The 20,525-nt window shown below is 49.5% G+C and carries 15 protein-coding genes; 9 read left to right on the top strand and 6 right to left on the bottom strand.

The genetic code is table 11. The features are described 5' to 3' along the window. Positions 1–291: hypothetical protein (locus tag LC084_RS21355; protein WP_226573896.1), on the top strand; the 291-nt coding region annotated here is incomplete at its 5' end. A 307-nt stretch (positions 292–598) separates the two neighbouring features. Here the strand turns inward: LC084_RS21355 and LC084_RS21350 are convergent. From LC084_RS21350 to rcsD, 3 genes are all read right to left on the bottom strand, one after another. Continuing rightward, entirely contained in the window at positions 599–778 is a 180-nt protein-coding gene (locus LC084_RS21350) for a hypothetical protein (RefSeq protein WP_226573894.1), read from the bottom strand. A gap of 319 nt (positions 779–1,097) precedes the next feature. After that, the gene (gene rcsB, locus LC084_RS21345; RefSeq protein WP_036111472.1) at positions 1,098–1,748 is read right to left on the bottom strand and encodes a response regulator transcription factor RcsB; all 651 of its coding nucleotides are present in this window, start codon (positions 1,746–1,748) and stop codon (positions 1,098–1,100) included. Between the two features lie 16 nt (positions 1,749–1,764). Next, positions 1,765–4,419 (bottom strand): phosphotransferase RcsD, encoded by a 2,655-nt coding sequence (rcsD, locus tag LC084_RS21340; protein ID WP_226573893.1) that lies wholly within the window; start codon positions 4,417–4,419, stop codon positions 1,765–1,767. A gap of 956 nt (positions 4,420–5,375) precedes the next feature. Between rcsD and ompC the strand changes: the two genes are divergently transcribed. The 6 genes from ompC to mgtE all read left to right on the top strand — a co-directional run bounded on the left by ompC (position 5,376) and on the right by mgtE (position 12,961). Next, positions 5,376–6,494 (top strand): porin OmpC, encoded by a 1,119-nt coding sequence (gene ompC / locus LC084_RS21335; RefSeq protein WP_226573890.1) that lies wholly within the window; start codon positions 5,376–5,378, stop codon positions 6,492–6,494. 258 nt (positions 6,495–6,752) lie between these two features. Next, a complete protein-coding gene (gene apbE, locus LC084_RS21330) occupies positions 6,753–7,796 on the top strand; it encodes an FAD:protein FMN transferase ApbE (protein ID WP_226573887.1) in 1,044 nt (347 codons plus the stop codon). 67 nt (positions 7,797–7,863) lie between these two features. Beyond that, a complete protein-coding gene (ada, locus tag LC084_RS21325) occupies positions 7,864–8,973 on the top strand; it encodes a bifunctional DNA-binding transcriptional regulator/O6-methylguanine-DNA methyltransferase Ada (protein WP_226573885.1) in 1,110 nt (369 codons plus the stop codon). After that, positions 8,951–9,592 (top strand): DNA oxidative demethylase AlkB, encoded by a 642-nt coding sequence (gene alkB, locus LC084_RS21320; RefSeq protein ID WP_226573881.1) that lies wholly within the window; start codon positions 8,951–8,953, stop codon positions 9,590–9,592. The genes ada and alkB overlap by 23 nt, the downstream gene beginning before the upstream one ends. An 85-nt stretch (positions 9,593–9,677) precedes the next feature. Continuing rightward, positions 9,678–11,324 (top strand): multidrug ABC transporter permease/ATP-binding protein, encoded by a 1,647-nt coding sequence (locus LC084_RS21315; protein WP_226573878.1) that lies wholly within the window; start codon positions 9,678–9,680, stop codon positions 11,322–11,324. A 200-nt stretch (positions 11,325–11,524) separates the two neighbouring features. Beyond that, on the top strand, positions 11,525–12,961 hold the full coding sequence (gene mgtE / locus LC084_RS21310; RefSeq protein WP_226573875.1) for a magnesium transporter: 1,437 nt from the start codon (positions 11,525–11,527) through the stop codon (positions 12,959–12,961). 39 nt (positions 12,962–13,000) lie between these two features. On the opposite strand, the gene LC084_RS21305 is transcribed toward mgtE, so the two are convergent. The 3 genes from LC084_RS21305 to adhP form a co-directional block, all read right to left on the bottom strand. Further along, positions 13,001–14,488: a SulP family inorganic anion transporter gene (locus LC084_RS21305; protein ID WP_226573874.1), complete on the bottom strand. Its 1,488-nt coding sequence runs from the start codon at positions 14,486–14,488 to the stop codon at positions 13,001–13,003. A gap of 163 nt (positions 14,489–14,651) precedes the next feature. Next, positions 14,652–16,463, bottom strand: coding sequence for a methyl-accepting chemotaxis protein (locus LC084_RS21300; RefSeq protein ID WP_226573872.1), 1,812 nt, complete (start codon positions 16,461–16,463; stop codon positions 14,652–14,654). A gap of 478 nt (positions 16,464–16,941) precedes the next feature. Beyond that, on the bottom strand, positions 16,942–17,955 hold the full coding sequence (gene adhP / locus LC084_RS21295) for an alcohol dehydrogenase AdhP (RefSeq protein WP_226573870.1): 1,014 nt from the start codon (positions 17,953–17,955) through the stop codon (positions 16,942–16,944). Positions 17,956–18,554: 599 nt separating this feature from the next. Here adhP and aguB point away from each other — a divergent pair. After that, positions 18,555–19,439, top strand: coding sequence for an N-carbamoylputrescine amidase (gene aguB, locus LC084_RS21290; protein ID WP_226573868.1), 885 nt, complete (start codon positions 18,555–18,557; stop codon positions 19,437–19,439). A gap of 3 nt (positions 19,440–19,442) precedes the next feature. Beyond that, complete coding sequence (gene aguA, locus LC084_RS21285; RefSeq protein WP_226573866.1) at positions 19,443–20,525, top strand: agmatine deiminase; 1,083 nt, start codon at positions 19,443–19,445, stop codon at positions 20,523–20,525.

The following is a 20,525-nucleotide window of genomic DNA, read 5'->3' as shown; positions in this document are numbered from 1 at the left end:
GGGCTGCCTGCATGGATGCAGGCAGAGCGACGGGAGGCAGGAAGCCGACTCGGAGCGGTACCCGATAAGCCTGCCGGGGTAAGCCGAATGTCCGCGAAGCGGCGATTTTGCCAGCCACCGACGGGGGTGCAGGGGGGCCGGGCCCCCTGCGTGCGCCGTGCGCGGGTGGTGAGTGATACCTGTGTTGCTGACACGGCGCGCAACTGGCGCTGTGCTGGCAGATCATTTTACTGTGGCTGCATTACGTTCACTGAGCCGGATGCTGGTTTGGTGAAAGTTCCGTTCACCTGAAGTGATGTGGTTAATGTGGCTTCACAGACTGTGAACGTGTTAAGGGGCCCGCCCCTTAACAATCCGGTTTTTCGCGGGCAACCGGTGCTGCGCACTGCGTTCACCTCCGGGCAGTCAGCCTGCGGCCAGCTCGACTCGGCATCCCTGCCTCGGTTCGCCTTATTCCGCCGTCCTGGCGGAATAACCTTGTCTTCCTTTCTGCGGTTCACCGGTCTTACGCGACTCAACCAGCGCTGCAGGTGCGGGAGGGCTTGTGTTGTCCGGTGTGGATGTGGGATTCGTGTTCTGTCTGTATTTTGATTTTTGCTTAAGGCTTACAGGCGGTGGTGTTAGTGGCCTCGAAATCGTTGAGGCGTGCCTGGCGGGCCGGGGCTGCCTGCATGGATGCAGGCAGAGCGACGGGAGGCAGGAAGCCGACTCGGAGCGGTACCCGATAAGCCTGCCGGGGTAAGCCGAATGTCCGCGAAGCGGCGATTTTGCCAGCCACCAACGGGGGTGCAGGGGGGCCGGGCCCCCTGCGTGCGCCGTGCGCGGGTGGTGAGAGAAACCTGTGTGGCTGACACGGCGCGCAACCGGCGCTGTGCTGGCAGAATATGGTTCAGGTTACATTCGCTGTACCGGATGCAGGTGTGGGGTTGTTTGTGTTGTCTGATGTGGCTGGGGGATTTGTGCGCTGTCAGTGTTCTGTGTTGATAGCTTATGGCTTACAGGCGGTAAGAGAGAAAAAACAATGCGAGTGCTGGCAAAACACAACGAAAAACAGCAGGGAAAACCCTGCTGTTTTGGTGACCAAAAAAGAAAGAAGCTTACTCTTTGTCAGCCGGTGTTAATGTCACTGACGACAAGTAATTCAGCAGAGCAATATCATTATCCACGCCCAGTTTCATCATGGCTGATTTCTTCTGGCTACTGATAGTTTTGATACTGCGGTTAAGTTTTTTGGCAATCTCAGTCACCAGGAAGCCCTCGGCGAACAGGCGTAAAACCTCGCTCTCTTTGGGTGACAGACGTTTGTCGCCATAACCACCCGCGCTGATTTTTTCCAGCAGGCGGGAGACACTTTCCGGTGTGAATTTTTTGCCTTTCTGCAACGCTGCCAGGGCCTTAGGCAGGTCTGTTGGTGCCCCTTGCTTCAGTACAATACCTTCAATATCCAGATCCAGAACTGCACTCAGGATGGCCGGGTTATTGTTCATTGTCAGAACAATAATGGAAATTGACGGGAAGTGGCGCTTAATGTATTTGATAAGCGTAATCCCATCGCCGTATTTATCCCCAGGCATTGAAAGGTCAGTAATCAGGACATTAGCGTCCAGTTTAGGAAGATTGTTAATAAGTGCTGTGGAATCTTCGAATTCACCAACAACATTAACCCACTCGATTTGCTCCAGAGATTTACGAATCCCGAACAAAACGATCGGATGGTCATCGGCAATAATTACGTTCATATTGTTCATGTTTTAGGTTACCTTTTTACAGTAAGCTATTGACGTAAGTATCAATATCACTGATATATTTTTCTATGGCAGGTGCATCTTTTTCACGAATGTGATGCTCCAGTGTTTCACACAACTGCTTCCCTGGTACCAGATTCAGCATAGCAAATACGCCTTTAAGTCTGTGTGCCGTTTGGGCCAGCGCTAAAAAGTCGTTTGCCTGTGATTCATTTTGCAGACGTTTTACATCGTCCGGCACGGTATCTACAAACAGCGCATAATAACCACTTGCATGAAGTTGAGCACTTTCATCACTCACTCCAGAGCCACTTTCTTGCTCAATGTCATCAGCCATTTGCGCTTCAATAAGCTGAAGTATTGCGTCCTGCATTGCATTACTCATATTGAAGTTTACACGATAACGGGCATTTCCGATTTTCCGTAAACCGTTCTCATCATCGCTTAAAAGCAAGCCCGATGCAGTAAGATTAGACGGATTATCTGTTAAAAATATATCAAATGCTTGACTTGATGATTGCTCATCAGGCGCAATGCAACTTGCACCCCAGCTTTCCAATTGCCGCGTAACAATATTACGTATATCGCGTGAAGCGATATCTACCAGGGCAACTACATCATCCAGCAGGCGTTCTTCCTGCTCCTGAACGGTTTGTTTACCTTCATGTGGAAGCCGCAAGTGTAGGGTATAACGGGTGCCCAATTCATCTTTCGATTTAATGCTCAGGTTACCACCCATCTTGCGAGCCAGCTGATTGCACAAGAAAAATGTCAGGCCATTTGCCTGTGCATAACGGTCCTCGGTGGTAGCGTTGAGGAACGGGAAGTGCAGGTTATCAACCTCATCGTCGCTAATTCCACGCCCGGTATCCGTAATACGGAAAATCAGCCCGTCGTCGATGCCTTCATCCTGGATAATATCCAGGGTTATCTTACCAATCTCGGTTGTTGTGGCAGCATAATGCAATAACATCAGCAGCATTCGATGGAGTGATTCCCGGTCACCATGGCGGTTTTCTGTGGCCAGTGTGGGGTTGTTCACCAGTAATTGCAGCCCCTTACGCTTAATCACGGGCAGAATTGCTGGCACAACATCATCAAGCAAAGACTGCAGAGAGAAGCAGGAAGATGTGCTTTTCCAATTGTCATCTTCCAGCAAGTTCAGTAACTGCATCTCATCCACCAGGTGAGCCAGGCGGTCTGCATCATCTGCCAGTGCGAGATGCTCTGGTGTTTGCAACCCAGACGCTTTTTCTGCCAAAGAATCAATTGGCCCTTTGAGCGCATGGCAAATATGTTGCATAAAGGCACTGCGGCCTTGCTGATTTTTCTCATACAGGCGCTGTGCCTGGCGCAATTTCTTCGTGACCAGAATTTCTTTATCCTGGTCGCGGATAATAAAAATCTGTACCCGGGAAACAATCTGGCTGCGGTACTGGCGAATTTCATACAGCTCATTATTCACCGTTGCCTGAATCACGCCCTGGTGCTGATCTGCCATGGACATAATATTTTTCAGGTTGAGATGAGGCAGCAGGTTATCGGCCATTTTATTACTGATAACCGTACGGTTGTTTTCAATGTCCTGTACCAGAATGCCCAGCGGCACGACAGACAAAATTTCTTCATTTAGCGCTCTGAGCGCCTGAAGTTCTTTTCCGTTAGATGGCGGTACATTATCGGCAGTCTGGCGCGAAGGGTGCTGGCGGAAAGTAATAAAGCCGAAAATGGCCAGGGCAATCAAGCCAATGGTGAGCAATACCCCCAGCAGAACATTTTGCAGCGTCTCCATTATCATGGTACCGGTGGGAACTTCCCAAATCAGTTTCATTCCCGTGGTAACAACAGGTACCGAGATTTCAATGTGCCCGCCGTTGAAGCCAATATTTACAGGGCCTTCAGACTGGTTCTTGGTAGTTTTTAAGTGTGCTTGCTGGTCAGTATCCAGGCGAAAATTATCCACTGACATATTCGCGGGAATCAGGTCGTTAACCGGCATATCAAAAGCAACGACAGTTGCCAGGTGACCTGGCTGGTTGAACGTGGTGCGTACAGTGAAGTAAGTGTTGTTTTGCCACTCCATTTGCCGCAAGCCAGAGAAACTTTCCCGTTCATCCAGTGCGTTGGCCTGCTGAAGCATCTCTGCACGGCGTTGATCAACCATATTACTGATACTGGATTCTTTAAAGCCGGTGGTGAGGTCTTTTAACGGCAATGTGGAGACCAGAACCATACTGTTGTCCTGGCCGTTCAGATAATACATTGACCATGGCGCGGATTCTGCACCCCAGAGGATATCCAGGTAATTAGAAATTCTTTGGGTCATGGCGAGCGTGCTGCTGTCATGGGAGCCAAAGATCAACGCTTCAGTTTTACGACGAGGCTTTTCCAGGTAATAAACATCCTGGCGCAGGCGAGTTTCCTGAATCTCATTACTGGCACTGGCAGGTGCTGCAGCAACATTGTCATAAATTTGCCAGGTGACATAACGCCAGGTCTCAATGCGTTTATGCATAGCCTGAGCTACATCCACTACTTGCAGGCTTTTGTCCTTCAACCATGTGTTGACTGCGCTCTGAAGCGTTACGCCCAGCGTAACCAGTAACACAACGATCAACAGTATGAAGTAGCGCGATATGCTGCCTGGTTTTAAGGAAAACTTGTTGGGGTTCATAGCCTCTGAGAATTTCTTTATTATAAGTTAGTGAAGACCAGCCACCGTAATTGCGTGAAACCAGGCTGAAGCGCGTATCATCACATATCCCGCCTTCCCATGGTACAAGGGATTTTGTCACACACACAAGCCTTCGCAAACTCGTCTGAAAAACTGTACCCGGCGGTTTTGGTTTATCCCCGTATCGTATTTTCGTTTGCTGCTATGGGGGATCGCTTCTAATTGTATAGCGCAATACGGCAACGTGCATTGGCATGTGTGTAGTCAGCCATGCGCAATACCTTGCCTTCAGGAATAAAATTAACCATCGGATAAGCCTTATTTTCATTGTTTTGCGTGTAAGGAATTATCTGAAAAGGGAGGTTGGAGCGGGTGAGGAGCCAGGAATATGTAAGTTCTGGTATTTAAAAGCACAAAAGGATAAGAAAGTTTAGTTTATTAAATTCTATTTGTCTAATAATTAGAGTAAATAGTTAATAGTCGTTACAATTTTTATTGTTAATCATCAATATATGTCATTACTTGGGCGAAGGTAAAAAAAAAGCCGAATGTCAGACATTCGGCTACAAATTGGGGTAAACAGACATTCAGAACTGAATGACGGTAATAAATAAAGTTAATGATGATAGCGTTTGTAATTCTAGAATGAATTCAGATGATGTGTTTAACATTCAGTGCGGCGACTATATTTTTAATATAAGTTATTGATTTTATTTCATTTGGCGTGTTTTTTGATTTTTCGTGCTGATATTTTTATCAATTAGTGCTAAAAAAAGTTCCCTTGAATTTACAATTTGTAACATATGAAAAGTATAATGAAACACCACAAAAGTTTTAGTATCAAAATCCCATTGGATTAATCTGTATTGAATTAGGACAATGGGATCTGCCGACTGGTTCCGTAATCAGTATGCAGTGGCAATAATAAATAAAGGCAAATAACAGAGGGTAATAACATGAAAGCTAAAGTACTGGCTCTGCTAGTCCCGGCTATGCTGGCAGCAGGCGCAGCTCACGCGGCTGAAATCTATAATAAAGATGGCAACAAATTAGATCTGTACGGTAAAGTTGACGGCCTGCATTACTTCTCCAAAGACAGCAGCAATGATGGCGACCAGACCTATATCCGTCTGGGCTTCAAAGGTGAAACCCAAATTAATGACCAACTGACCGGTTACGGCCAGTGGGAATATCAGGTGCAGGGTAACACTACTGAGTCTGAAAATAATGCATGGACTCGTGTAGCATTCGCTGGTTTGAAAGTGGGTGATGCGGGCTCTCTGGATTATGGTCGTAACTATGGCGCTATCTACGATATCGCATCCTGGACCGACGTTCTGCCAGAATTCGGTGGTGATACCTACGGTTCTGATAACTTCATGATGCAGCGTGCTAACGGCCTGCTGACTTACCGTAACAATGACTTCTTCGGCCTGGTTGACGGCCTGGATTTTGCCCTGCAGTACCAGGGTAAAAACGGTAGCGTAAGTGGTGAAGACAGCACCGGTCGTTCTGTTCTGAAACAGAATGGTGACGGTTTCGCAATGTCTGCGACTTATGATCTCGGTGCTGGTTTCAGCCTGGGTGGCGCGATGGCAACCTCTAAACGTACTGCAGACCAGAACGATATGTCTGGTATCTACGGTAACGGTGACCGCGCAGAAGCTTACACTGGCGGCCTGAAATATGATGCTAACAACATCTACCTGGCAGCACAGTATACCCAGACTTATAACGCAACCCGTTTCGGTGGTAGCTCAAGCTCTGATGCGTATGGCTTTGCTAACAAAGCACAGAACTTCGAAGTGGTTGCTCAGTACCAGTTCGACTTCGGCCTGCGTCCATCCATTGCTTACCTGCAGTCTCGTGGTAAAGACATCACCAATGGTACTACCGACTACGGTGACCAGGACCTGCTGAAATACATTGATGTAGGTACTACCTACTTCTTCAACAAAAACTTCTCTACCTATGTTGATTACAAAATCAACCTGCTGGATGACAATGACTTCACCCGCGCATCTGGCACCAGCACTGATAACATCGTAGGCTTGGGCGCAGTTTACCAGTTCTAATCTCGTGTTATGCTGACTGATAAAAGGAGCCTGATGGCTCCTTTTTTACACCCTTTTTTCACACTATTTTTTACACCATAAGTAAAATTATCATCTGCTTTATTGCCCCCTTAATTAGCGGCCACGCCAGTTATCTCAATGTCTGTTTACCTTTTTGCATTTAACTGCTGATGCTTTTTGCACGGTATTGCCCTGATGTTTAACCCGCAGAAGTCTGTTTTGTTGTAATCTTGCGCGGGTTTAAAAGGAGATAATCAAATGCGGACGATTTTGAGTTGCGGTTTGCTTGCTGCTGCACTGTTAATGAGTGGCTGCGATGAAAGCAGCCGGATTGATTCTTCACAGGCTTTGGTGCTGGAAGGCAAAACCATGGGCACCTACTGGCGTGTGAGTCTTGCGGGCGTAGACCCTGACCGGGGGGCTGAATTACGCAAACGGATTCAGTCTCAACTGGATGGCGATGACCAGATGCTTTCAACCTGGAAGCCAGATTCAGCGTTATCGAAATTCAACCAATCCACCAGTACACAACCCTGGCCGGTGAGTGAAGCGATGGCAGATATTATCACTGGCGCTCTGCGTATTGGCGCAAAAACAGATGGCGCGATGGATATTACGGTTGGCCCGTTGGTAAATCTGTGGGGTTTTGGGCCAGATAAACAGCCAGTGAAATGGCCAACTCAAGCAGAAATCGACGCGGCGAAAGCAAAAACTGGCCTGCAACACCTGACGGTGATTAACCGTGCAGATAAACAGTGGATCCAGAAAGACATCCCTGATCTATATGTTGATCTTTCAACTGTAGGGGAAGGGTATGCCGCTGATCACCTGGCGCGCTTGATGGAGCAGGAAGGGATCGGGCGCTACCTGGTGTCGGTTGGTGGCGCCGTAATGACGCGGGGCACAAATGCGGAAGGTAAACCCTGGCGTGTTGCTATTCAAAAACCCACAGACCAGGAAAACGCTGTTCAGGCAGTGGTTGATTTGAACGGGCATGGCATCAGCACGTCTGGCAGTTACCGTAACTATTACGAGCTGGACGGCAAACGCATTTCTCATGTGATAGACCCGGCAACCGGGCGGCCCATTCAGCACAAACTGGTTTCTGCGACTGTGATTTCCCCAACGGCACTGGAGGCTGATGGCTGGGATACTGGTTTGATGGTGCTCGGTACTGAAAAAGCGCAAGCCGTAGCAGAGAAAGAAGGTCTGGCCGTCTACCTTATTTATAAAGAGGGTAATGGCTTTAAAACCTGGATGTCACCGCAGTTCAAAACGTTCTTGTTGAGTGAGAAAAATTAAACAGCAAGAAACAGCAGGTATCCTGTAGCCCTTGCGGCAAACTGTACTGAATACAGGAGGCGTGATTATGCAACTTAGTGATGAACAACGCTGGCAAGCAGTACAGGCTCGGGATACCCGGCAGGACGGGAAATTTGTTTTTGCTGTCATTACGACTGGCATTTTTTGCCGCCCTTCCTGCCCGGCAAGGCACCCGTTACGGGAAAATGTGCGTTTCTTCCCTGATGCGGGTGCTGCGCAGGAGCAAGGCTTTCGGCCATGCAAGCGCTGCCAGCCAACAAAGCATGATGCAACACCGGTGGTTGAGCGTATCAGGCTTGCCTGCCGGAAAATGTCTGAAAGTGACAAACCCCTTCCTCTGGCGGCTGTTGCCCAGGCCGTCTCACTCAGCCCATATCATTTTCACCGCCAGTTTAAGGCCGTTACCGGGTTGACCCCCGCCGCATGGCAACGTGCGCTGCGCGCACAACGCTTGCGGGAAGGCTTGGTAGCAGGAAAAACAGTCACACAGGCAGTGCTGGATGCCGGGTTTAACTCGTTCTCACCTTATTACCGGCAAGCACCGGAGGCATTGGGGATGACCGGGAAGCAGTTTCGCCAGAAAAGTGCGCGCCAGAGCTTATATTGGGCTGTGGGGGAAACGCCGCTGGGGCGTTGCCTGGTTGCCCGAAGTGAACTGGGTATTTGCGCGGTATTATTGGGGGAGCGAGATACTGAATTAGCGATTGAGCTACATGGGCTGTTTCCGGCAACGCAGTGCCTGCCAGCAGACCTGGCCCAAGACCCACTACTTTACCAGGCACTGGAGCGGCTCGCCGAATTACAAACAAAGGGCGATGCGTTTCTGGCGCAGTTACCGCTGGATATTCGTGGCACCGTATTTCAGCAACAAGTCTGGCAGCAATTACTGCGTATTCCCTATGGTGAAACCCGCACTTACCAGCAAGTGGCGGCAGAAATTGGGCGTCCTGCTGCTGTCAGAGCGGTTGCCAGTGCCTGTGCGGCGAATAAACTGGCACTGATTATTCCTTGTCACCGTGTTGTACGCCATGATGGCCTGCTGGCTGGCTACCGCTGGGGCGTTGCTCGTAAGGCTGCCCTGTTGGCGCAGGAACGTAGCCACAAGCAGAATACACAATTAGAAGAGGAATCTGTTGATGAGCCTGTTCGCCGATGAACCCCCCTGGCATTTTGACCTTACACCTGGCGCAGTAGTGCTGCATCGTTTTGCTCGCCGCGAGGCTCTGGCGTTATTAGAAACGATTACATCAGTGGCATCACAAGCACCTTTCCGCCATCTGGTAACCCCTGGTGGCCAGACAATGTCTGTTGCTATGACGAACTGTGGGAAAAAAGGCTGGCACAGTGATGGGCATGGTTACCGCTATACTTCGCAGGATCCGCTATCTGGCAAGCCCTGGCCGGATATGCCGGGTAACTTGCTTTTACTGGCTCGGCTAGCTGCACAAGAAGCGGGTTATTCGGATTTTCACCCGGACGCCTGCCTGATTAACCGCTATGTTCCGGGTGCACGGCTTTCACTTCATCAGGATAAAGATGAACAGGACAGAGCAGCCCCTATAGTTTCGGTGTCTCTTGGGTTACCGGCCGTATTTCAGTTCGGCGGGGCAACACGGCAATCTGCAGTTCAGCGCGTGCTACTGGAGCATGGCGATGTCGTCGTCTGGGGTGGGCCATCTCGGCTGTTTTACCATGGTGTTCTGGCGCTAAAAGAAGGCTTTCACCCTGATACCGGCGCAATCCGCTATAACCTTACCTTCCGTAAAACTTGCTAAAGCGAATTAAAATAAGAATTATTCTTGCCCTGAAAGGGGATGTGTTTAAACTGCCCGCTGGTTATTGGGTTATACCTGAGGGGTTATGGAATTATTACGTGTTGTCTGGCGTCAATATCGCTGGCCATTTATTGGTGTTATGGCACTCAGCTTTGCCAGTGCTGCGTTGGGAATCGGTTTAATTGCATTTATCAATCAGCGCCTGATAGAAGTTGCCGACCGCTCTTTGAGTGTGTTGCCGGAATTCCTGGGGTTACTGGTGTTGTTGATGGCAGTAACTCTGGGGTCGCAACTGGCGTTAACCACACTGGGCCATCATTTCGTTTTCCGCCTGCGTGGTGAGTTTATTAAGCGGCTGCTGGACACACCGATAGCACGCATTGAAAGTATGGGAAGTGCCGCGCTTCTGGCCGGGCTGACCAGCGATGTGCGTAATATTACTATTGCATTTGTCCGCCTGCCCGAACTGGTTCAGGGGATTATTTTAACCCTGGGTTCTGCTGCATGGCTGGCATGGCTATCCCCAAAAATGTTGCTGATTACCGCTATTTGGCTGGTGGTGACGATTTTAGGTGGTTTTGTTCTGGTAGCGCGGGTTTACCGCCATATGTCTGTGTTGCGTGAAACGGAAGACCGGCTTTACCAGGATTACCAGACAGTTCTGGAAGGGCGTAAAGAACTGGCGCTCAACCGGGAACGGGCTGAGCATATTTACCAACAAATTTATCTCCCGGACGCCATTCATTACCGGAAAAATATTATTTGTGCCGATACCTATCACCTCAGTGCGGTTAACTGGTCAAATATCATGATGCTGGGCGCTATCGGCCTGGTTTTTTGGATGGCGAACAGCCTCGGCTGGGCAAATACGAATGTCGCGGCCACTTACTCATTAACACTGCTCTTTTTGCGCACGCCGTTACTTTCTGCCGTAGGCGCATTGCCGACTCTGCTGAGTGCTCAGGTTGCTTTCAATAAACTGAAACAGTTCGCTCTTGCTGATTACCAGCCAGACTTCCCGCGCCCCGGTATCAACAAACCCTGGCAAACGCTGGAGTTAAGGGATGTGGTGTTCAACTATCCAGATAACCAATTCCATGTCGGGCCAATCAATCTCACACTGAATCGTGGCGAAAAAGTTTTCTTGATTGGGGGGAATGGAAGCGGAAAATCCACGTTGGCGATGCTGTTAACCGGGCTTTACCAACCGGTTTCTGGTGCCATTTTGCTGGATGGCCAACCGGTTGATACCCGTAATATGGATGCATTCAGGCAACATTTTTCAGCGGTGTTTACTGATGTCTGGTTATTTGACACCCTTCTGGGGCCAGGGGGAGAAACCGCTGATCCTGCGTTGGTTGATACCTGGTTACAACGCCTGAAAATGGCGGAAAAACTGTTGGTAGACCAGGGTAAAATCAATAACCTGAACCTCTCCAAAGGGCAAAAAAAGCGAGTCGCTTTATTGCTGGCACTGGCTGAACAGCGCGATATCATCCTGCTGGATGAATGGGCCGCAGACCAGGACCCACATTTTCGCCGTGAGTTTTACCAGGTATTGCTGCCTCTAATACAGCAGGAAGGGAAGACCATTTTTGCCATCAGCCACGATGACCACTATTTTATTCACGCTGATCGCTTGCTTGAAATGCGCCAGGGGCAGCTCCGGGAGTTAACTGGCACAGAACGTGAACAGGCATCACGGGATGCAGTCGCTCGCACCGCAAATTAAATTTTTAAGAAAAACCAGCCAATCTGCTGGTTTTTTTTACTGAAAAGGTTAAGGGTTTATAAGGGGTAGTGGGGCGGCCTGTTACACTGTATCCTGTTGCAGCGGAGCATAACGGTGAAACGTTAACCCGCAACGTTTTTGCCTTAGCCGCCTGCCCGGAGTGCATGTGGTTATTATTGTCTGCAGGGAAGGTTTTATTCATGTCATTACTTGTCAATCAAAGCGCCAGGCATCGCGCTGAAGACCGTGCGCGCATCTTCTCCATCCTCACTACCAATAAAATGGTGGTGCCTGCCATATTAGGCAAATCCCCTCAGAGTGAACCGCATACTCTGGGACGGTTAAACGATGATATCAGTGAAATGAACCAACTGGTGGCTCGCCTGCCTGCCCCGGATCTGGCGGACACCCTGGAAGGTTTACCCGCGGAAGAGCGCCATGCCTTATGGCATCTGGTTTCGGTTCAAAAACGCGGGAAAGTGCTGGTTGAAGCCTCAGCCAGTGTTTGGGACGATCTTATTGATGAAATGAGTGACAGAGCGTTAATGACTGCACTCAGTACCCTGGATATCGACGAACAGATCTACCTGGTACAACACCTTCCTCGTGATCTTACTGGCCGTTTGCTGGCGTCATTACCTGCACAAGAACGGGAACGTGTCCGCCAGGTAATGGGGTACGATAAACACAGCGTAGGGGCGATCATGGAGTTTGAAGTGATCACCATTCGTTCCGATATCACGCTGGAAACGGTACAGCGCTATTTACGCCGCCGGGGAAAAATGCCGGAAAACACCGACAAACTGTTTGTGGTCGGGCGGGATCGAATGCTTACCGGCGAGCTGGGCGTCACCAGTATTTTGCTGCACTCACCCAAAGCGCTGGTCAGCGATGTAATGGTGCGAGACCCGACAACCTTCTCACCACTGGACAATGACGAGGCGGCAGCTCGCACCTTTGAACGTGATAACCTCATCAGCGCAGCCGTAGTAGATGCTCAGGGAAAACTGATGGGGCGCCTGACCATTGATGAAATCGTTGATGTGGTTTACGAAGAAACAGATTCAGATTTGCGGCGCATGGGGGGGTTAAGCAGTGGAGAAGATGTTTTTGCACCGGTTGGCAAAGCGGTAAAAAACCGCTGGGCCTGGCTTGCCATAAACCTGTGTACCGCGTTTATCGCGTCCCGGGTTATTGATGGTTTTGAACACACCATTGCACAGCTTGTTGCCCTTGCGGCATTGATGCCAATTGTGGCGGGTATTGGGGGAAATACTGGCAACCAGACAATCACGATGATTGTCAGGGCGCTGGCATTACAGCAGGTTCAGCCAGCAAACTTCATGTTCTTGCTATTGCGTGAAATGGGAGTGGCGCTGATCAATGGCCTGATTTGGGGCGGGTTGATGGGGATTGTTACCTGGCTTTTGTATCACGACCCGCAACTGGGTGGTGTGATGACGTTGGCTATGGTCCTTAATTTGCTGGTAGCAGCAATCATGGGGGTATTGATCCCACTAACGATGTATCGCCTCGGGCGTGATCCGGCGGTTGGATCCAGTGTAATGATCACTGCTATCACCGATACCGGTGGTTTTTTTATTTTCCTTGGCCTGGCAACTATTTTCTTGTTGTAACACCAGAACCGGGCAGGGATCCTGCCCGGTTATTATCACTTAAATCTTTCCTGATAAGCGCGCATGGAACTCACTACTGCGCATATCCAACCCCTCAAATACAACCTGGCAGCCATGTTTTTGGTAACGGTGTTCGATGGCATCCAGAGCAGCAACTGTCGATGCATCCCAGATTTGTGCATGGGTTAAATCAATTACCACATTTTGCGGGTCATCCGCGTAGTTGAAGTGCTCAAACAGGTCGTTACTGCTGGCAAAGAACAGTGGGCCACGCACCTGGTAACGCACAGTCTGGCTCGCTTCATCCAGCAGGCGTTCGGCGTGAATCACATGGGCTACACGGCGGGCAAACAGCAAGGTGGCGAAGATAACGCCGCCAACAACACCAAGTGCCAGGTTACCTGTCCAGACGGTGGTAATAACTGTAACAACCATCACCAGCGTTTCAGGCAGAGGCATACGGCGTAACGTTTTAGGCTGCAGGCTGTGCCAGTCCACGGTCTTGTACGCCACAATCATCATAATACCTGCCAGCACGACCATGGGTATTTTCGCCATTATCTCACTCAACCCGGTAACCATCAGCAGCAAAAACAACCCGGCTGCAACGGTAGATACACGAGTACGGGCTTTGCCCAATTCAACGTTAACAATGGTCTGGCCTATCATGGCGCAACCTGCTATCCCGCCATAAAACGCAGCCAAAATATTGGCGACACCCAGGCCCCAACTCTCCCGGCGTTTACTGGAAGGCGTATCTGTCAGGTCATCCACCAGGCGGGTGGTGAGCAGTGACTCCATCAGGCCAACAAAAGCCACACTGAGTGCGCAGGGCCAAATAATTTTCAGTGTTTCCAGGTTCAGGGGAACCATCAGGCTATTAATGGATGGCAGGCCAGCATGCATCGGGCCTTCATCGCCCACAACGGGCAGAGCCAGGCCCATATACATAGAGATGGCAGTAACCAGTACCACGGCGACTAATGGAGCGGGAATAGCACTGAAGAATTTGGGCAAAAATATAACAATGGCAAGCGTTACAGCAAATAGCGCCCAGACCAGGGTACTTTGCCCTATCACATGAGGAACCTGAGCAAAGAAAATCAATATCCCTAATGCATTAACAAAACCTGTCATCACTGAACGGGGAATGTAGCGCATCATTCGGGCAAGCCCCAGGGCACCGAACACTATCTGGATAACACCGGCGAGAATCACGGCAGGCATGATATAGCCCACGCCGTGGTCACGTACCATTGGCCCAATCACTAGCGCGACAGAACCTGCCGCAGCTGTGACCATTGCCGGGCGGCCGCCCAGCACTGACATTGACAGGCACAGTACAATAGAGGCGACCAGGCTAACTTTTGGGTCCACGCCGGAAATCACCGAAAAAGAGATAACTTCGGGGATCAGCGCCAGCGCAGTCAACACGCCAGCAAGGGATTCGCGAAACAAACGCTTTGGTGAGCGTAAGACATCGACAACTGACACAGCCGTTGTCGGGTTATCAGGTAATGTTTTCATTGTTGTGCAGGTTTCGTTGTTTTTACGGGGGGCCAGAAATGGCTGCGATAGCAGGCAAAGCCTGCCAGAGAAAGGCTGCCATACTACAGTGAATGCGGAAAACTTACTAGTTTTTACGTTTTTTTAACGAGGATGGCAGCCGGTTGCTGCCATCCTCTACTGGTTAATTTAGGGTAAAACGGTTAACCAGTGACGTCATTGCTTCTGATTGTTGGTTCAGAGTCTGGCTGGCTGAGGCTGCCTCAGAAACCCGCACAGCATTTTTCTGAGTCACCTGTTCAAGCTGGTGTAAGGCTAAATCAATTTGCTTAATGCCCAGTGACTGTTCGCTGGCGGCATGGGCAATATCCGCCACATATTGCCTCATCTTGCTGGTATTGGCGGCAGCAAGGTGCAGGGTCTCACCAGAGGCGTTAACCTTTTCCACGCCTTCGTTAATTTTCCCCATAGTTACTGTTACCAGGTCGCGTATGGATGCGGCTTCCCGCGCACAACGCTGTGATAAACTGCGAACTTCGGCAGCAACAACTGCGAAGCCTTTACCCAGTTCACCCGCCCGTGCCGCTTCAACCGCTGCGTTTAATGCCAGTAAATTGGTCTGGAAAGATATTTCATCAATAGAGCTGATGATATGGGAGATTTGCTCGCTGGATTCACGCACGGCTTCAATACTTCGGCTGGCTTCAATCGCAATACTGTCTGCCTCCTGAACCTCATTTTCCATTTCCGTTGTCAGCAATTGTGCCTGGCGGGCACTTTCCGCTGTTTGATTAACGGTGGTGGATATCTGCTCCATGCTGGCAGCGGTTTCTACCAGAGAAGCCGCCTGCTCATCCGTCCGTTGTGCCAAATCCTGGTTGCCCCTGGCAATATCATCACTGGTATGTAACAGCACATCAGCACTTTGCTTTATCTTCATAACAGTGGACTGGAGGTTGTCAGTCATCACGTTCCAGGCCCTGCTGATACGTGAAAGTTCATCGGTACCCGGGACTGGTAAGCGTTGGGTGAGGTCGTTACCCATGGTGTCAATTTTGTGCAGCATAGTCTTGAGTTGCTGGTCAATACTGCGGGTAATCAGCAGCGCAAGCCCCAGCGAAACCAGCAGAGCGAGTACTGTCGCAGCCAGGTAACCCATCCAGTCAACACGGGCGATTTGGGCAATACGCTGTGCATCGCCAGATAACTGGCTGGCAAGGGTATTTTCCAGTTCTTTTAACAAATTAATGCGTTCAGTCTGGGCTGCGAACCAATCTGGCCCCCGGATACCAAACTGGTTGTCTGCCGCGTGAGTAAACGCCTGCTGGCGCATCGCCAGTGCTTTTTGGGTAGCGGGAAGGTTTTCGTTTTGTTGCCAAAGTTTTAGGTCATCGGAAGTGGCAAAAGTTTGGAAGGCAGTTATCCAGGCCGTTTGTTTTCCAACAACCTCACTGAAACGTTGGAACATGCCTGGCATAAATTTGCCTGCCGAAAAGGTATTAGCGAGGAGTGCGCGCTCAATACCTGCCTGTTCTTTGATATTTAATAGCGCGTAATAGGTCATCAGGTCGTTAAGGATCACACCCGGTTGGGGCAGGTGGCTGATATTGCCGACAATATCCAACAGGATATTCACCATACTGGTATAGCTGGCCAGCGCCTGTGGTGTTGCGATGGATAAGTTACTGACACCACTACGCAGCGTATTTATTGTCTGCTGTTGTTGTGAAAACTGGTTAACAAGATCTGTCAGTTTGCCTAAATTCTCAGTTCCAGCAAGTTGTGCCAGGCTGTTTTCGGCACTCTTTAACGCCTGGTCCGTGAGTTGCCGCTGTGTGGTTAAATCAGCACGAAATTGCTGTCCTTTACTGCCAAGGTAGCCGGCACTCAGACCACGTTCTTTTTGGATTTCATGGATTGTGTCACCCAGAGTTCCGGCAATGTGGGTGAGTTGAGCGACAGTTTTCATCTGTTTTTCAACAGAATAATGGGACATAAACCCATTTCCGGCTACACACAACAATGCAAAAAACAGAGGCGATAATACAAGTAATAGCTTATTTCTTATCGAGATTCGGTAAATCCATGACATACGTGGCAACCTCTTTTTTTACAAGCGTAAAGAGGTTATCGGTGTATAACAGGGGGAACTTTACCAAAATTTTACCCCCAAAGAGGTATATTTAACTATATGATTTTAAATAACTAAATGTTTAATTCTTACTTAATTGTATGTTACTTATACTTAACTAATCATCCCTTTCCAAAGGTATGCATAACAAAGGTGCCGCAGCGCCTTTGAGTCAGATGACAAACCTCATATCCACACAGGACGAGAGGGTATAAACCAATAAAAAAACCAGGAAAATCAATGAACTGATTTTCGTCTGCTAACTAAAAAGAAGGAAAAACCACGTTTTTCCTTCTTTTTCATCAATCAGAAAGGCGCCGCAGCGCCTTTATTTATATCGGGGTTATTTCTGCCCGAAATCAATCACCATACGGCCCTGAATTTTACCCTGTTCCATCTCTTCAAAAATGGTGTTGATATCTTCAATGGGGCGGCGAGTTACTTTGGGAACCACTTTACCTTCAGCGGCAAACTGGAACGCCTCAGCAAGGTCTTTACGCGTACCGACCAGTGAGCCGACAACCTGAATGCCATCCAGCACCAGGCGAGGAATATCCAGGCTCATCGATTCTGGCGGCAAGCCAACGGCAACCACGCGAGCACCGGCACGGACGGCATCAACAGCAGAGTTAAAAGCAGCTTTAGCGACAGCGGTAACAACAGCCGCATGGGCTCCCCCCGTTTTTTCCTGAATGAATTTAGCTGCATCTTCTGTACGGGAGTTAATAACCAGGTCTGCGCCCATTTCTTTAGCAAAATCCAGTTGGTTATCGTTCACATCTACTGCAATCACTTTGGCATTGAAGACATTTTTGGCATATTGCAGTGCAAGGTTACCCAGGCCACCCAAACCATAAATGGCAATCCACTGCCCAGGCTTGATATCCGACACTTTCACGGCTTTGTAAGTGGTGACACCAGCGCAGGTCACACTGCTTGCTGCGGCAGAATCCAAACCATCAGGTACTTTTACCGCGTAGTCCGCCACCACAATGCACTCTTCCGCCATGCCGCCATCAACGCTATAGCCTGCATTCTTCACATCGCGGCACAGCGTCTCGTTACCACTGGTACAATATTCACAGTGGCCACAACCTTCAAAAAACCAGGCAACACTTGCACGGTCGCCCACTTTCAGTGAACTGACACCAGGCCCAACCTGCTTGACTACCCCAATCCCTTCATGGCCAAGAATAACCCCGGTTTTATCGCCGAAGTCACCATTCTTTACATGCAAGTCGGTGTGGCAAACCCCACAACATTCCATCGACAGTAACGCTTCGCCATGCTCCAGTGGGCGAAGTTTTTTATCGACGACATCAACATGGTGATGACTGTTCACAACGGCTGCTTTCATTTACGCTCCTTGACTATCGATGGTCTTTGGTTTTTAGCATTTGAATAACATTCATTCAATTTAATCGATTTTGAATAATTCAAAATCAATTATTAATTCTAAGGTATTATTTCGATAAAGTTTATTCAAATGGAAAAAATTTATAAAATCATGCTGATATGTTAGTTATCTGTGCTTATCGAAAAATATCATTCGGTTGGTTGTTGATAACGCGAGTGATTTTATGTGTAACAAATAAACAATATATCCGTATTAATATAGTGGTTATTGTTTAGCGTCTCTTGAGTGTGCATGCTGTGACGTTTCATGATGAAAGGGCAAAACATCAGAATTTACCACGGGACAGATTGAGTCTGGGGGCGGGGATCCGTATAGTGTCTCACCCCTTGCAGCCAGCACTAAATACCGCCGGTTTTGCGCCTTGAAAGATGTACATAACCGCAGGGCTGAGTGGCGATATTTTCGGCCTGCCCGGGGAGTGAGTCTGCTACTATTGAACAGAATTTTTATCGTCTGGCGCGAAAACGTTGTGTCGGATGCAGGCTGTGGGGCAAAAGCAGCCTGGTAAGCACCATTCTCTAACATCAGGAGATTTTTTAATGAGAAATGTAACTGTCGCTGCCACTCAAATGGCCTGTAGCTGGGAACTGGACAAAAACATTGCCAATGCTGAGCGACTGGTGCGTGAAGCCCATGCCCAGGGATCACAAATTATCCTGATTCAGGAACTCTTCGCTGCACCTTACTTTTGCATTGATCAAAGCCCGGAGCATTACGCGCTGGCCCAGGATGTTGCGAGCAGCCCGTTAATCCACCACTTTTCTGCATTGGCAAAAGAACTGGAAGTGGTGTTGCCACTGAGCTTCTTTGAAAAAGCGAATAACGCCTATTACAACTCGCTGGTCATGATTGATGCAGATGGCACAGTGATGGATATCTATCGCAAAACCCATATCCCTAATGGCCCGGCTTACCAGGAAAAACAGTTTTTCATTCCTGGCGATACCGGTTTTAAAGTGTGGAATACCCGCTATGCCAAAGTAGGTGTGGGGATTTGCTGGGACCAGTGGTTCCCGGAAACGGCTCGCAGCCTTGCATTGCAGGGGGCTGAGGTTATCTTCTACCCAACGGCTATTGGCTCTGAACCGGCTTACCCTGAAATCGACAGCCAGCCACACTGGACTCGTGTTCAGCAAGGCCATGCAGCGGCAAACCTGGTACCGGTTATTGCATCCAACCGTATTGGTACTGAAGCCAGTAAATATATTGAAGACCTGGAAATGACATTTTACGGTTCTTCCTTTATTGCTGACCAAACCGGTGAATTGGTTAAACAAGCAAATAAAACTGATGAAACGGTACTGGTGCACACTTTTGACCTGGACGCCATTGCCGCACAACGTGCTTCCTGGGGCCTGTTCCGTGACCGCCGCCCGGAAATGTACGGTGCGATTGCCACCTCTGATGGCTCAACCCGGAGATAAGCCATGTCTGAAATGACAACACCACGCCTGGATGGTTTTATGATGCCTGCAGAGTGGGCACCGCAACAGGCTGTGTGGATGATTTGGCCTTACCGCACAGACAACTGGCGCCATGAAGGTAAGCCAGCGCAGCAGGCTTTTGCGGCCGTTGCTAATGCCATTGCACAAACTACACCCGTGTTTATGGCTGTGCCTGCCAGTGAACTGGGTAATGCCCAGGCAACCATGCCCGATAATGTTACGCTGGTAATCATGGAAAGTGATGATGCCTGGATGCGCGACACCGGGCCGACTATTGTAGTCAACCGCGCCGGTGAACGGCGTGGTGTGGACTGGACTTTCAATGCCTGGGGCGGTGATCTGGGTGGCCTGTATGCTCCCTGGGATAAAGACCAGGCTGTGGCCCGCCAGGTGCTGCAATATCATGGTTTTGCGGGTTACCAGACTTCGTTGGTATTGGAAGGTGGTTCCATCCATGTTGATGGTGAAGGCACATTGCTGACTACCGCAGAGTGCTTGCTCAACCCAAACCGCAACCCTCACTTATCACAAGTTGAAATTGAACAACAGTTACAAGATTACCTCGGTGTTGAGCACTTCATTTGGCTACCAGATGGCGTGTTTAATGATGAAACCGACGGGCATATCGATAACATGTGTTGTTTTGTGCGCCCTGGTGAAGTGGCGTTACACTGGACTGACGATGAACAGGACCCGCAATATGCCCGTTCTCAGGCGGCGCTGGCCGTGCTTGAGCAGGCAACAGATGCCCGCGGGCGTAAATTGAAAGTCTGGAAACTGCCAGCTCCCGGCCCGTTATTTGCCAGTGAAGAAGAAACAGCAAGTGTTCATGCAGGAAGCGCCATTGAGCGCCAGCAGGGAAATCGCCTTGCCGGTTCTTATGTGAACTACCTGATAAGCAACCAGCAGATTATTTTCCCGTTGCTGGATGCCAGAACAGATGCTCAGGCACAAGCATTGCTCCACGAAATGTATCCTGGGTACCGGGTAACGGGCGTACCTGCTCGGGAGATTTTATTGGGCGGTGGTAATATTCACTGTATCACCCAACAAATTCCTGCCTGA

It is taken from the genome of Mangrovibacter yixingensis (assembly GCF_020523985.1).
Taxonomy (GTDB): domain Bacteria; phylum Pseudomonadota; class Gammaproteobacteria; order Enterobacterales; family Enterobacteriaceae; genus Mangrovibacter; species Mangrovibacter yixingensis.
This window is presented reverse-complemented; position numbering and strand designations above follow the sequence as displayed.

What these genes read in the sequence shown, in the direction of transcription:
- rcsB (WP_036111472.1), bottom strand. Translation starts at nt 1,748, where the DNA reads ATGAACAATATGAACGTAATTATTGCCGATGACCATCCGATCGTTTTG.
- rcsD (WP_226573893.1), bottom strand. Translation starts at nt 4,419, where the DNA reads ATGAACCCCAACAAGTTTTCCTTAAAACCAGGCAGCATATCGCGCTAC.
- ompC (WP_226573890.1), top strand. Translation starts at nt 5,376, where the DNA reads ATGAAAGCTAAAGTACTGGCTCTGCTAGTCCCGGCTATGCTGGCAGCA.
- apbE (WP_226573887.1), top strand. Translation starts at nt 6,753, where the DNA reads ATGCGGACGATTTTGAGTTGCGGTTTGCTTGCTGCTGCACTGTTAATG.
- ada (WP_226573885.1), top strand. Translation starts at nt 7,864, where the DNA reads ATGCAACTTAGTGATGAACAACGCTGGCAAGCAGTACAGGCTCGGGAT.
- LC084_RS21315 (WP_226573878.1), top strand. Translation starts at nt 9,678, where the DNA reads ATGGAATTATTACGTGTTGTCTGGCGTCAATATCGCTGGCCATTTATT.
- mgtE (WP_226573875.1), top strand. Translation starts at nt 11,525, where the DNA reads ATGTCATTACTTGTCAATCAAAGCGCCAGGCATCGCGCTGAAGACCGT.
- LC084_RS21305 (WP_226573874.1), bottom strand. Translation starts at nt 14,488, where the DNA reads ATGAAAACATTACCTGATAACCCGACAACGGCTGTGTCAGTTGTCGAT.
- LC084_RS21300 (WP_226573872.1), bottom strand. Translation starts at nt 16,463, where the DNA reads ATGTCCCATTATTCTGTTGAAAAACAGATGAAAACTGTCGCTCAACTC.
- adhP (WP_226573870.1), bottom strand. Translation starts at nt 17,955, where the DNA reads ATGAAAGCAGCCGTTGTGAACAGTCATCACCATGTTGATGTCGTCGAT.
- aguB (WP_226573868.1), top strand. Translation starts at nt 18,555, where the DNA reads ATGAGAAATGTAACTGTCGCTGCCACTCAAATGGCCTGTAGCTGGGAA.
- aguA (WP_226573866.1), top strand. Translation starts at nt 19,443, where the DNA reads ATGTCTGAAATGACAACACCACGCCTGGATGGTTTTATGATGCCTGCA.